General features: G+C 54.6%; 13 protein-coding genes. 6 read left to right on the top strand and 7 right to left on the bottom strand.

Going from position 1 to position 12693, the window contains the following annotated elements; translation table 11 throughout:
* Positions 1-75 precede the first annotated feature (75 nt).
* Positions 76-1059: a methyltransferase domain-containing protein gene (locus tag AAC086_RS22095; RefSeq protein ID WP_339782071.1), complete on the bottom strand. Its 984-nt coding sequence runs from the start codon at positions 1057-1059 to the stop codon at positions 76-78.
* A 298-nt stretch (positions 1060-1357) separates the two neighbouring features.
* On the opposite strand from AAC086_RS22095, the gene AAC086_RS22090 reads away from it, so the two are divergent.
* From AAC086_RS22090 to AAC086_RS22065, 6 genes are all read left to right on the top strand, one after another.
* Positions 1358-1783 carry a YeeE/YedE family protein gene (locus tag AAC086_RS22090; RefSeq protein ID WP_339782069.1) on the top strand — a complete coding sequence of 142 codons (426 nt, stop codon included), beginning with the start codon at positions 1358-1360 and terminating at the stop codon, positions 1781-1783.
* A gap of 1 nt (position 1784) precedes the next feature.
* Positions 1785-2207: a DUF6691 family protein gene (locus AAC086_RS22085; protein WP_339782067.1), complete on the top strand. Its 423-nt coding sequence runs from the start codon at positions 1785-1787 to the stop codon at positions 2205-2207.
* A 163-nt stretch (positions 2208-2370) separates the two neighbouring features.
* Positions 2371-3099 carry a gamma-glutamyl-gamma-aminobutyrate hydrolase family protein gene (locus AAC086_RS22080; RefSeq protein WP_339782065.1) on the top strand — a complete coding sequence of 243 codons (729 nt, stop codon included), beginning with the start codon at positions 2371-2373 and terminating at the stop codon, positions 3097-3099.
* A gap of 181 nt (positions 3100-3280) precedes the next feature.
* Positions 3281-5026, top strand: coding sequence for an adenylate/guanylate cyclase domain-containing protein (locus tag AAC086_RS22075; RefSeq protein ID WP_339782064.1), 1746 nt, complete (start codon positions 3281-3283; stop codon positions 5024-5026).
* A 263-nt stretch (positions 5027-5289) separates the two neighbouring features.
* Positions 5290-5772 (top strand): Hsp20 family protein, encoded by a 483-nt coding sequence (locus tag AAC086_RS22070; protein WP_339782063.1) that lies wholly within the window; start codon positions 5290-5292, stop codon positions 5770-5772.
* 34 nt (positions 5773-5806) lie between these two features.
* Positions 5807-6076, top strand: a complete 270-nt coding sequence (locus AAC086_RS22065) for a DUF1150 family protein (RefSeq protein WP_339782062.1) — start codon at positions 5807-5809, stop codon at positions 6074-6076.
* A 100-nt stretch (positions 6077-6176) separates the two neighbouring features.
* Here AAC086_RS22065 and AAC086_RS22060 read toward each other — a convergent pair whose 3' ends face one another.
* The 6 genes from AAC086_RS22060 to cobA form a co-directional block, all read right to left on the bottom strand.
* Entirely contained in the window at positions 6177-7667 is a 1491-nt protein-coding gene (locus AAC086_RS22060; protein WP_339782060.1) for a PAS domain-containing methyl-accepting chemotaxis protein, read from the bottom strand.
* Between the two features lie 151 nt (positions 7668-7818).
* Positions 7819-8256 (bottom strand): YcgN family cysteine cluster protein, encoded by a 438-nt coding sequence (locus AAC086_RS22055; protein WP_339782059.1) that lies wholly within the window; start codon positions 8254-8256, stop codon positions 7819-7821.
* 89 nt (positions 8257-8345) lie between these two features.
* The gene (locus AAC086_RS22050; RefSeq protein ID WP_339782057.1) at positions 8346-9800 is read right to left on the bottom strand and encodes a cobyrinate a,c-diamide synthase; all 1455 of its coding nucleotides are present in this window, start codon (positions 9798-9800) and stop codon (positions 8346-8348) included.
* Positions 9781-10419 (bottom strand): SCO family protein, encoded by a 639-nt coding sequence (locus tag AAC086_RS22045; protein ID WP_339782055.1) that lies wholly within the window; start codon positions 10417-10419, stop codon positions 9781-9783. The genes AAC086_RS22050 and AAC086_RS22045 overlap by 20 nt, the downstream gene beginning before the upstream one ends.
* A gap of 320 nt (positions 10420-10739) precedes the next feature.
* Positions 10740-11543, bottom strand: a complete 804-nt coding sequence (locus AAC086_RS22040; RefSeq protein ID WP_339782054.1) for a sulfite exporter TauE/SafE family protein — start codon at positions 11541-11543, stop codon at positions 10740-10742.
* 116 nt (positions 11544-11659) lie between these two features.
* Complete coding sequence (gene cobA, locus AAC086_RS22035) at positions 11660-12544, bottom strand: uroporphyrinogen-III C-methyltransferase (protein ID WP_339782052.1); 885 nt, start codon at positions 12542-12544, stop codon at positions 11660-11662.
* Positions 12545-12693 lie beyond the last annotated feature (149 nt).

Genomic DNA, 12693 nt, shown 5'->3' with positions numbered 1-12693 from the left:
TTTTTTAGCAGCTAAAATTTCATATCTGCACGCACAGCATCTGCGAGCGCGTAGGTTCCAGGTCCGGTGTTTGTCCTAATGCAGAACAATCGGCGCGCCGGGGTCACCTTCCACCGCTGATACAGCCAGTTCAGGCAACAAGGTCGGACCAATAATCGCAGAAACAGCCCGTGCAACCACAATCCGCCCGGTCACGGCATTGCCCTTTTCCTGACGCAAGGTTCCTTGCTGGTCCGAAATCACTTCCAGCCCGGCCCGTTTAAGCCAACCGGCAATCACATCGGGATGGTGACGAAACCGCTGCCCCGGCCCCAGGTCAAACGGGTAAACCGCACCTTCTTCCAGCGACATCACCAAAATGCCGCCAGGCAGCAACCGCGCATGGATCATCGCCAGCACCGGTTCAAGGTCCCCCAAATAATTCAACACATCGGCCGCAATCACCATGCCGTAACGCGATGTTGCCATATCGGGCATGGCGGTAATATCGGCGACCACCAGATCGCGATAGCTTCCTTTGGCGCGCGCCCGGTTCAACATGCGCGGCGATAAATCAACACCATCTATAACATCGATTTTTCCGGCGAAAACATCGGCAACCAGGCCCGTGCCACAGCCCAGATCAAGCACTTCAAGCGGATGGGGCATATCGGCAAGCAAGGTACGCACCGCTTCAAACATCAATTCGGGTGCCCGGTATGTCAGCTTGTCGCGCAGCGAGTTTTCGAATCGCGGGGCATAGTCATCAAACAGGGCACGCACATATTCCGGCGGCAACCGGTCGCGCATGGCAACCGCCCCTAACAGCATCAGGCGCACTTCGGCCCCCATACGGTCGGTGGCATCGCGCATCAGATACTGGCGATAGGCGTCAATCGCCGGGTCTTTTCGACCGGCTTTTTCCAAAATCTCGCCCAAGGCAAAATAGGCTTCGTCCCAGTCAGAATCTGCCTCGATCGCGGCAGTGGCAACCTCGATTGCCGCTTCGCTATCGCCACGTTCTGCCATCGCCAGGGCGACATCAAGTCGCCGACTTGCCGAAAGCCGGTCATTGCTCATGGATATGAAATCCCGGAAAGGCATCGCACAGGATGCAATTAATACCAACCGCTGTATCTGCCTGTTTCGGGCTTTTGGCAAGATGGATTAAATTGTTTTAAAACAGATACTTACGATTAAACCTGCAATGTCGATGCGCCAAACTGGGAAATAAGTGCCAAAAACGGCGTGCTTGTGCCCGGATCGCGCAGTCCCAATATGTCAGGCATGCAAAACATCAAAATGGCTTGGGTTTGATTCTGAATTAAATTAACATATTAAAATATACAAATTAATTGGTTACCAACAGGACATCACCATGGAAAATTTCACCCCGATAAGTGCCCTTTGCGGCGGCGCCATGATCGGACTGGCGGCAGGCTTATACCTGATGCTGAATGGCCGGATCGCCGGAATAAGCGGTATCGTTGGCAACCTTGCAAGTGGCCCGCGCAAGCAACAGTTCGAAAGAATGGCCTTTGTTGCAGGTTTGATCCTTGGCCCGTTACTTGTCACCATCGTGACCCAGAGCAGCCCCGCGATCATCATCAATGCCAGCTTGCCCTTGCTTGTTATTGCCGGGCTTCTGGTCGGCTTTGGCACCAGCCTTGGCAGTGGCTGCACCAGCGGCCATGGCATTTGCGGGCTGGCACGCCTTTCGCCGCGTTCAATGGTCGCAACACTGGCTTTCATGGGCAGTGGCGTTGCGACAACATATCTGATGCGTCATCTGGCGGGGTTTTGACATGCGTATTTTAGGCGCTTTGTTTTGCGGCACCCTGTTTGGGGCCGGGCTTGCTGTTTCGGGTATGATAAACCCGGAAAAGGTATTGGCATTTCTCGATGTCGCTGCCATCGCCACCAATAGCTGGGACCCCAGTCTGGCCCTGGTCATGCTCGGCGGGCTGATCGTTGCCACACCGTTTTTCATCTGGGCAAAAACCCACTCGAATGCCCTGCTCGGCGGCACGGTAAGCTTGCCCACCAAACGCACCCTCGATCGCCCGCTGATTATGGGATCATTGCTGTTCGGTGTTGGTTGGGGGCTGGTCGGTTTATGCCCGGGTCCGGCCATTTCCGCACTGTCACAACTCCAGATCAAATCACTGGTGTTTGTGCTCGCCATGCTATCTGGTATGGCGTTGCACCGGGGTTTTCTGCGCAAATAACCCCCGTTCTGCTGGCCCGTCCCCGCGATGCCCCGGCCATCCATTTTGATGGCCGGTTGCAGGCATGGCAGGTATTCCGTCGGGCGCATGGCTTAAACCTTGTCTTTGGAAACCGTCTGGCCTACCTGTGAAAAAGCATTCCCGCAGCCTCACAAGGTAAACCATGAAGATCGGCATTCTCGAAACCGGTTTCGTCCCCGAAGACATGCAGGGCGAGTTCAAAAGCTATCCCGTGATGTTTCAAAACATGTTGGGGTCCCTTGACCCTTCCTTGCAGTTTGAAAGCTGGTCTGTTCTGATTGACCAGTTTCCCGCCAGCATCGCTGATGCCGATGCATGGATCATCACCGGGTCAAAACACGGGGTTTATGAAAACCTGCCGTGGATGATTCGCCTTCAGGCCTTGTTGCGCGACATTGTTGCCGCCGATATCCCGGTATTTGGCGTCTGTTTCGGCCATCAAATCCTGGCCGAGGCACTGGGTGGCAAGGTCGTTAAGTCCGACAAGGGCTGGGGCATTGGTGTGCATGAATATCAATTGGCACATAACGCCCCGCAATGGGTGAAAAATGCTCCCGCGACGATGAAGCTGCACGCCTTTCACCAGGACCAGGTGGTTGACCTTCCAAAAAATGCCACAATATGGGCCAGTTCTGATTTCTGCCCCTATGCCGGTTTGAACTATGGCGACAATGCCGCCTCGATCCAGCCGCATCCCGAATTTTCGCGTGATTATGAAAACGCCCTGCTGCAATCGCGCCGTGGCATTATCATTGACGAAAGTGTCGCTGCCATTGCCGAAAAATCGATGGAAAACCAGGCCGACGGCAAAAGCTTCGCCCATTGGCTGCTGTCATTTCTGCAAGGTCAGCGTAACCGCAAGGCCGCCTGACCACCAAACAGGGTGCCACCGCCCGACATCCGACACTACAGCTACAGGCTGTAAAACAGCTCAATGGCGACCGGGCCCGTTACCCGGTCGCCATAAATTTTATGTGTTCTGGCAATTCACACCTTTGGGCCAGAGCAAACCCCCGATAGAGTGATTTTTTATTCCAGCAATTGGTCATCTCATGCTCGCAGCCCCTTCTGCCAATACGGTCTATGCAAAACTGGCGGCACGTGTTCCCGCAATGCGCCTGTATTCGGGGCTATTTTTGTTTGCCTATGTTCTGATGCATTTTTGCAACCATGCCTTTGGCATCATTTCGCCCGAAGCGATGGACGAGGTAGAGGATTTGCTGACAGGGCCCTGGAAATATCCACCGCTTGAACAATTGCTGATGCTGGCGGTTGTTACCCATTTTCTGCTGGCAACCGGGCGGCTGGTGCGCCGTCGCACCTTGCGTCTAAAGCCCAAGGAATGGCTGCAAACGGCTCTGGGCCTGCTCATTCCGATTTTGCTGTTTCAGCATATTCTGGGCACGCGGGTTGCCGAAATTTTCTGGCATGTCGACCCGCTTTATGAACGGGTTCTGGCCGACATCACCGTTTTTCGCCCCGACATCGGCATATTGCAGGCGATCAGCCTGCTTGTCGTCTGGAGCCACGGCTGCATCGGCATTCATTACTGGTTATCGGTCAAGTCATTTTACCCGCGTTACCGTGCTTTGCTCGGCGCATTGGCTGTAATCATTCCGACATTGGCCCTGGCTGGCTATACATCTGCGGCCAATACCGTGCTGCAACGTGCGGCAGCAGGCGGCAATCCCTATCTGGAAAACCTGATCAAGGATGCAGGCCGCACAGCGCAATCCTTTGCCTTCTATACCCGCATGTCTGAGTATTTATTGGTCATCACAATATTGTTGGCCCTCAGCCCTTTTGTCGTGCGCCAGGTCCGCCTGATCGCAGACCGGGTTCGCCAGGCACACACCCTGCATTTGCCCGGCGGGCGGACAGTCCGGGTGGCACCGGGGGCCACTGCCCTTGAGGCGCTACGCGAAGCCAAAGTCCCCATCGCATCGGTTTGCGGGGGCCGTGGGCGCTGCACCACATGTCGCCTGCATTGCCGTGGTGGCCTGTCTGACCTGCCAGCCCCCAACCCCGTTGAAAGTGCAGCCCTGCGAAGCATTAATGCCCCTGGCGACTGGCGTCTGGCCTGCCAGATCCGCCCGCAAGCCGACCTTGCCATTACCCCGCTTCTGCCCGCCAACGCCACCGCCAGCGATGGCCGACGCCCCGGTGGCCTGACGGGAAGCGAACGACAGGTTGTCGTTATTTTTGCCGATTTACGCGATTCGACAAAACTGGGCGAAACCAAAATGCCCTATGATGTTTTGTTCATCCTGAACCAGTTTTTTACCGAAATGACCGAAGCCCTGCGGGCAACGGGCGGCTATTACGCCCAATTCACCGGCGATGGCCTGATGGCCCTTTATGGCCTGGAAGACCTCAATATCCGTCGGGCCATCGAAAATGCCATTCGGGGTGCCGCCGAAATGCTGGCGCGAATCGAAAAACTCAATACCCATCTGAAATCGGAACTGCCGTTTGATTTACGGATCGGCCTGGGCATTCATATTGGCGATGCCATTGTCGGTGAAATGGGCCCTCCCCGGCACGAACAGATCAGCGCGATTGGCGACAGCATCAATACCGCCGCCCGGCTGGAGGCCAAATGCAAGGAACATGGCGTGCCGCTGATCATTTCCCAGGATGTGATTACGCGCGGCAAACTGCACATCCCCGAGGGAACAAAGATGTACCGGGAATCGTTACGGGGTAAGGATCGCGAAGTGGAATATTATGCCCTGACCACCTTGCCAACCCTAACCGCACGGGACGAAAAACAACCTGCCTCAGGCGCATTTCGATAAAACCCGGTCCAGGTTACCCCATTTGCGGCAGCGCGAAACAACCGGCAGGCAAAAGAGCCCCGGCTGAGGACACATTAACAGATAACAGGGCTGCCCCGCGTAAAGGGTACGATTGTTGGGGCTTGACTACCCCTAACAAAATAACATGTAATTATAAGGAAAGTGCGTCTTTGGTGCCGGAAATCCGGGCCAGGGCAGACAGATGCCGAAAGGATCTGATCCGTTGCACGCTCGCTCAGTCAGAGGAGGTGAAAGTAACCGCCATGTCGCGTATTTCAATGTTTAACAGCCCTTTATTGCTTGGTTTTGATCAGATCGAACGCGTTCTTGATCAGGTTTCCAAAACCAAGGCTGAAGGGTACCCGCCCTACAATATCGAACAGATCGGTGACAATCACATCCGTATCACGGTTGCTGTTGCCGGGTTTTCCGATGATGACCTTGCTGTCACGACCGAAGATAACCAGTTGATCATTCGGGGCAAACACCAGGAAGATGAAAGCAACCGGGTCTATATCCATCGCGGCATTGCCTCGCGGCAGTTCCAGCGCTCCTTTGTTCTGGCAGAAGGAATAGAAGTGGTTGGTGCCCATCTTGATAACGGTTTGCTGCATATTGACCTGCACCGCCCCGTTCCCGAACCGGTTGTCCGTGAAATTGCCATCAATTCGAACCGCCCAAAAAATGTTCCGTCACGCACCATCGACATGAAGGCCGATGACGACGATAATGAGACAAATGTCTAAATAGCCGCAAGGCCAGTTATAAGGAGTGGTTCATATGAGCAATCGCATCTCAGACCATGACGACGCAGAAGGTGTCATCCCGGCCGAGCAGGATATGCATATGCTATCGTCAGGCGATTTCGCCTTGCTGGGTATCCAGGATTTTGCCTATGTCCGCAAAATGCGGAACCCCGAAGATGCCGAAGCCGCCAGAATTTTTGGTGTCTACACTGCCGACGGAACCCATATCGCATCATTTGAAAGCTATGCCGTGGCCTATGCCGCCATTCGCCAGCATGATATGGAACCGCTTTCGGTCCATTGATCCGGCCCCGCCCGGCCTGCCCTCGCAGGTCAGCGGTACCCGTCATACACAAAAGGCAGCCCCTTATCCGGGCTGCCTTTCTCTTGGCACCAAACCTGGTTTAACGGGTGAGCACTTCGGCGGCTTTGCGGGTACGGTCCACCGACGCCGCGACCGAACTGGCGGATTTCTGGATATCGCCAATATTGCGTGAAACCGATTCAACGGTATTGCGCATCGACTGAATATTTTGCGACACACCATCGGTAACAGCACTTTGTTCTTCCACCGCAGATGAAATATTGGTCACACTGTCGCGCACCATCTCAACCGAGTTGCGAATGGTGCCCAAAACATCAACCACTTCGGTCGTAATCGACTGGATACCCGCAATTTCGTCGGCAATCTGGTCCGTTGCGCGGGCAGCCTGGTTGGCAAGGTTTTTCACCTCGTTGGCCACCACGGCAAATCCCTTGCCCGCATCCCCTGCCCGGGCGGACTCAATCGTCGCATTCAGCGCCAACAAATTGATCTGCCCGGCAATATTCTGAATAACCTCGACAATATTCCCCATCGCCGCCACAACCTTCGACATCCGTTGGGTTGAAGAATCAGCCGCCACCGTCTGGTCAAACACCTGTTCCGTTGCGTTGCGCGACTGGGCCATACTGCGCGATATTTCGGCAATTGATGCCGAAAGCTGTTCGGCACTTGCCGCCACGGTATGCACGGTTTCCGATGTGTTTGTTGCCGCTTTTACCGCATCATCCGCGGTTTTACCAAGCATGCCAATATTGACATCTATATCGGAAAAATTATTGTCGATCATGGACTTAAGCTCAATCAAAAGATTGATCTGTTCCGTAACATCGGTGGCAAATTTGATCACCTTGAACGGTTTTCCCATCGGGTCGAGCACCGGGTTATAGGATGCTTCAAGCCAGATGACCTTGCCGCCTTTACCAATCCGCTTGTACTGGCCCTGCTGGAATTCACCGCGCTTTAAGGCGCGCCAGAACTCGGTATATTCCCGCGTTCCTTTAACCCCGGCCTCAACCAGGCTGCTATGATGCTTTCCTTTAAGTTCGCTCAGTTGATAGCCCAGCAGCGACAGAAAATTCGGATTGGCCGTTAGAATATTGCCTTCAAGGTCAAATTCGATCACAGCCTGCGCCTTACTGATCGCCGAAAACACACTTTGCAAGACAGCACGTTCCTTGCGGCGTTCGGTAATGTCGGTGGCAAATTTAATAACTTTTACAGGCTTTCCCTTGTGATCAAGAACCGGATTATAGCTGGCTTCCAGCCAAATCTGATCGCCCTTTTTTGTGATCCGGCGAAAGGCAGCACTTTGATATTTTCCGTCGCGCAATTGCTTCCAGAAACTTTGATATTCTGCTGTGTCACGTTCTTCGACGGGGACAAAAATACTGTGAGGTTTTCCAACAATTTCCGACAAGGAATAGCCCATAATCGTCAGAAAATTCGCGTTTGCATCCAAAATTCGCCCGTCGAGCGAAAACTCGATCACAGCCATCGACAGATTTAAGGCATCACGAACCTGAATCGACTCTTGCGCTTTGTTCGACTGAAAAAACCGCGAAAATACCATTCTGTTTCCACCTGACAAGAATCCAAAAAACTACACTTAAGGGTTATTAAAATCTGACCTTAAGAAGGAATTATATATAATGGTATAGTTTATCGGTGAAAAAGTCCATAAGGTGTCTTCCGTGCCGAATTTATCCCGCACGAATAAACAATCAGGAAGGCCAGTCGACGATGTAAAGCTCCAGGTTGGGATGAGCATCAAGCTCGGATGTAACCCGCCCCGAAACAGACATTCCCGCCTGTACCGTCGATTTCGCATCACCGGTAACCAAAGGGTGCCAGTCGGGTAAGTCTTCGCCGTCACGTAACAGCCGATAGGCGCAGGTCGAGGGCATCCAGTCGATATCGCTAATGTTCTTTCTGGTCAGTTTCACACAGTCCGGCACATGTTTTCGACGGTTAGGATAATCGCTGCACAAACAGCTGTCGCAATCAAGCAATCGGCATGCGACCGATGTGTAAAACAGAACATCGGTGTCTTCATCCTGCAACTTGTGCAGACAGCATTTACCGCAGCCGTCACAAACCGATTCCCATTCGTCCCGGTTCATTTCCTCCAGGCGTTTGGTTTTCCAGAAAGGCAAAGTCATTATTTATCCAGTCTCAGGCCGCAATTACACCAATGGGCCTGCTCTTATCACGAATATGTACGTTCTGATGTGGAAAGTAGATCTGCGCCTTAACAGATCAGATGAAAAAAAGACCCAAACACCGATCCATTTTGCAGACCAACCGGCCCCAAATCACGGCCATCCGCCGTTTGCGCCCATAACCAGCCCTCGCCATCCGCCCGCACGGTGCTGGCATAATGAAATTCATGCCCGCGCAACCGCGTCCCGGGCACGCCAAGCTTACAGCTTTGGCGTATTTCAACCTGACGATAGCCCAAATGCAGCTTGCGATCAAAAAAACTGGTTTCCAGCGGCAACAATGCCATCATCGCGTGGCTTATGCCCTTGGCATCGCATAAAGATTTTCCTAGCACCATATAGCCCCCGCATTCGCCATATATCGGAATCCGGCGCCGGGCCGCATCTTGCAGACCGGCGCGAAAATTATGTGCTGCTGCCAAAACCGCCCCATGCAATTCCGGATATCCGCCGGGCAAATAAATTGCATCACATTGCGCCGGTAGCACTTCGTCGGCCAGCGGCGAAAAAAAGCTGATTTTTGCCCCCGCTGCCTGCCAGCCCGCCAGAAGATGCGTATAACAAAAGGCAAAGGCAGCATCGCGGGCCACGGCAATATGCTGGCCCAAAGGAGCGATTGTAACCGGTGCAGTACCCTGCCCGCCCGTGGTGGCAGACGCAGGCGACGGTAAAAGTTGCGCCCCCCTTTCAAAAGCCGCACCAAGATGTGCACCAGCCTCAGTCCGGGGTTCACCCCTGGACCCGCCCTGAATGTCGCCACTGCGCCGCGCCGCACGACCCAGCGTTATCAACGCGTCCAGGTCAATATCATGCTCCATGATCATCGCGGCCCGGTCCAGAAACGTCTCCAGTTCGGGATGTTCGCCCGCCTGCACCAGACCCAAATGCCGTTCGGGCAAAACAAGGTCGTTGCTGCGCCGCACCGCACCCAGAACGGGAATATCGGGCACAGCCTGCGCGCAGGCATCCATAATCATTTGTTGATGCCGGTCGCTGCCAACGCGATTTAAAATGACCCCGGCCACCCGCACATCGGGGCGAAAGCGTGAAAAACCCTGAATAACCGCGGCCGCCGACGCCGCCTGCCCGCGAACATCGACCACCAAAACCACCGGCCAGCCCATCATTGCCGCCAAATCAGCCGACGAACCCCCACCGCCTGCGGCCCCGTCAAACAGGCCCATCACCCCTTCGCAGATCAAAAAACGACCTTCATCCATGCCAACATGCCAGCACGAAAGATCATAAATTGCATCCGGGGTCATCGCCCACGGATCAAGATTAAGACAGGGGGTACGGCTGGCTGCCTGTTGAAAGGCAGGGTCAATATAATCCGGCCCGGCCTTGGCCGCCGGGATCGATAATCCGCGATTGGCCAACGCCCGCAAGATGCCCAGCGTCACAACGGTTTTGCCGCTGTTTGACGCCGGAGCCGCAATTAAAAGACCCGGAACAGGGATGCGATCAGCCCTGGTTTGCGACAACTTTTTCAATACCTTCCGCAATTTTTTCCGGTGTTTCGCCATAATTGAAATGGCGAATATAGGCACCATTGGGGCCCATCAGATAGATAAAGGACGAGTGATCCACCAGATAGGTATCCGAATCCTTCGGCTCGCCCTCTTCAAACGCCTTTGAATAATAAACCCGATACGCCCTGGCTGCGGCACTGGTTTGTTCCAGCGTGCCGGTCAGGCCTAACATGCGCGGGTGAAAATGCGGCACATAATCGGCCATCGCGGCCACCGTGTCGCGTTCGGGGTCCACCGAAACAAAGATCGGCTGCACTTTTTTCGCCACATCGGCAGGCAAAATATCCATCGCATTGGACATTGCCTGCAATTCGGTCGGGCAGACATCCGGGCAATAGGTATAGCCAAAATAAATCAGCATATAGTCGCCACGAAAATCCTGTTCGGTCCGGGCTTTGCCGTTCTGATCAACCAGATTAAACGGGCCCCCAATGGTGGCAACACCCGATGAACTGGTTTGTCCGCCGTTTTCCGCCGAAATATCGCGCCCCATATTATAAAGGCGAAAGCCAAAACCAAATGTCAGCACCACGACAATGGCAACAATAATCAGCCAGGTTCTTCTGTTCACGTGTGACCTATCCCTTGCATTTGTGGCCCAACCAACCGTCACTATAAAAGGCTGACTAATGGTTGCAAGCCCTGGCCCTTACCTACACCAATTTGTGACAATTGGCCTATCCAAAACAGAAACCGGGACAGGGCCAACATGTTGCCCTGAACCTGATCTGTCTGACAAATAATTCACCCCAAACCTTATGGATCGCAACCGACCAATAAAGCCTTCAACCGGCGGGCGGGGTCTTGAGCCCCTGCCAATCGCGTCACAAGCCGCGCGGCGCCGTCGCGCCTAACCGGTTCTTCATGAACCATCCTCATCAAGAGCGGGCATCAGGCGATCTGATGATAGGCCAGCAACGCCAGCACAACCGCATTGGCCACCATCAATCCGCGCCCCACCGGGGCCATCACACCGCGAAATTTACGGCTGGCATATTGGCCGATCCACCCGGTGGCAAACAGCATCGGCACCGTTCCCAGCCCAAAGGCCGCCATCACCATGCCACCCGAAAGGGCCGACCCGCCCGCCGCCGCCAGAACCAGCGCCCCGTAAATCAACCCGCAGGGAATAAACCCCAGCAATATGCCCAGAACATAGCCCCGCGCCCCGAACGGCGCGCTAAAAAACGGACTTAACCGACCGGAAACATGGCGCTGCCAAATTTGCCATCCCCCCGTTCGAGACCGGGTTTTGCCCACCGCCCCGGCTGGCAGCAACCCGCCAAGATGGGGAACCAGGCCCGACACGCCATAAACCAGAAAAAACACTGCCGCCAGCAACAACAAAACAGGCCCAATCCACCAAACTTTTGCCAGGGCTGTGATGCTATCGGTAAACAGACCGGCCAAAACCCCAAGGAAAATATAGGTTGTTACCCGACCGAAATGATATGGAAACAGGGCAGCACCGGTTAAGCGGCGAAACTCGGACATTTTATCAAGCGGCATTTTTTCCATCCGCGCCGTCACCTGGCTCACCACAAACGGCCCGCACATGCCCACACAGTGGGTCACACTGCCCACCAGCCCGGCCAACAGAGCGGTAACCATCACACCGCCATCCTGGCGTACAGCGGTACTGCACTGTGCCCAGCCGCTTTCAATAATGCGAATAAGAATTTGCTGCTCGTCCATCGGCCTACCTGTTGAAACGGCCATTTCCCGGCCCGGCGGCGATTGTGACGGCGCGACGATCAAAGCACAACGATATAGATCAATCCCCGCCCGGCGGTATCTGTTGATGACCAGATTTATTTTTCGCTCGGGGCAGGCTGCGTTTCAAGGGTTTCACCAGGCGTCGTGATCAGTTCCAAAATCTGATCAAAGGCAACATGGCGCACGGCCGATACATTATCTTGTGGCGACAGCCAGTTTAACCGGTCGCGCAAATCAACCACCTTGCCGACAATACAAATGGCGGGGGGGTCCATATTGGCATTTTCAACGTCGCGGGCCGCCTTTGCCAGGGTGGTAATCAGCAATTGCTGATGGGGGGTGGTGGCCCGGCTGATGACGGCAACAGATTCATCGCCTGGCCGGCCATGAGAAATCAATTCGGTTGCGATACGATCGAGGTGTTTCATCGCCATATACATCACCAGCACCTGCGATCCTTGCGCCAGTGCCGACCAGTTAATGTTATCGGGCACATCGCCGCTGGCCCCATGCCCGGTCACAAACGTCACCGCTGAATTACAATCGCGATGGGTTGCGGGAATACCGGCATAAGCCGCCCCGGCAATACCGGCGGTAATGCCGGGCACCACTCGAAACGGCACCCCGTGATCCACCAGCGTCAGCCCTTCTTCACCGCCCCGGCCAAACACAAACGGGTCGCCCCCCTTCAGGCGCAGCACCCGCAATCCCTGGCGGGCCAGATCAACCAGTTCCAATGAAATGTCGGTTTGCCGGGCCGAAGGCCGCCCGCCCCGTTTCCCGGCATAAATCCGTTTGGTATCCGGGCGCAGCAAGTTTAAAATCCGGTCATCCACCAGGGCATCATAGACAACAACATCGGCCTGCTGCATGGCATTCACGGCGTGCAGGGTCAGCAAGCCGGGGTCGCCCGGGCCTGCGCCCACCAGCCACACCCAGCCTGCTTCAAATACCGGAAAATCAATACCAAGTGCTGTCATACGCCAAACTTATCCGAATGAGGGGGATGCCGCGCCACGGCCTTGCCGCGTATCCCTATTTTACAGGTGCTCGTTACCGGCTATCTTACACAGCAATAACCACTACAGGGCAACAGATAAATCCAATTATTTATGGTAATATTAAAAAT

It is taken from the genome of uncultured Thalassospira sp. (genome assembly GCF_963976115.1).
Taxonomy (GTDB): Bacteria; Pseudomonadota; Alphaproteobacteria; order Rhodospirillales; family Thalassospiraceae; genus Thalassospira.
Note: the sequence above shows the minus strand (reverse complement) of the source record. Positions and strands in the feature narration are given on the sequence as shown.

Coding starts and splice junctions, on each gene's coding strand:
- AAC086_RS22075 (WP_339782064.1), top strand. CDS start 3,281: ATGCTCGCAGCCCCTTCTGCCAATACGGTCTATGCAAAACTGGCGGCA.
- AAC086_RS22060 (WP_339782060.1), bottom strand. CDS start 7,667: ATGGTATTTTCGCGGTTTTTTCAGTCGAACAAAGCGCAAGAGTCGATT.
- AAC086_RS22055 (WP_339782059.1), bottom strand. CDS start 8,256: ATGACTTTGCCTTTCTGGAAAACCAAACGCCTGGAGGAAATGAACCGG.
- AAC086_RS22065 (WP_339782062.1), top strand. CDS start 5,807: ATGAGCAATCGCATCTCAGACCATGACGACGCAGAAGGTGTCATCCCG.
- AAC086_RS22090 (WP_339782069.1), top strand. CDS start 1,358: ATGGAAAATTTCACCCCGATAAGTGCCCTTTGCGGCGGCGCCATGATC.
- AAC086_RS22095 (WP_339782071.1), bottom strand. CDS start 1,059: ATGAGCAATGACCGGCTTTCGGCAAGTCGGCGACTTGATGTCGCCCTG.
- cobA (WP_339782052.1), bottom strand. CDS start 12,544: ATGACAGCACTTGGTATTGATTTTCCGGTATTTGAAGCAGGCTGGGTG.
- AAC086_RS22085 (WP_339782067.1), top strand. CDS start 1,785: ATGCGTATTTTAGGCGCTTTGTTTTGCGGCACCCTGTTTGGGGCCGGG.
- AAC086_RS22080 (WP_339782065.1), top strand. CDS start 2,371: ATGAAGATCGGCATTCTCGAAACCGGTTTCGTCCCCGAAGACATGCAG.
- AAC086_RS22070 (WP_339782063.1), top strand. CDS start 5,290: ATGTCGCGTATTTCAATGTTTAACAGCCCTTTATTGCTTGGTTTTGAT.
- AAC086_RS22040 (WP_339782054.1), bottom strand. CDS start 11,543: ATGGACGAGCAGCAAATTCTTATTCGCATTATTGAAAGCGGCTGGGCA.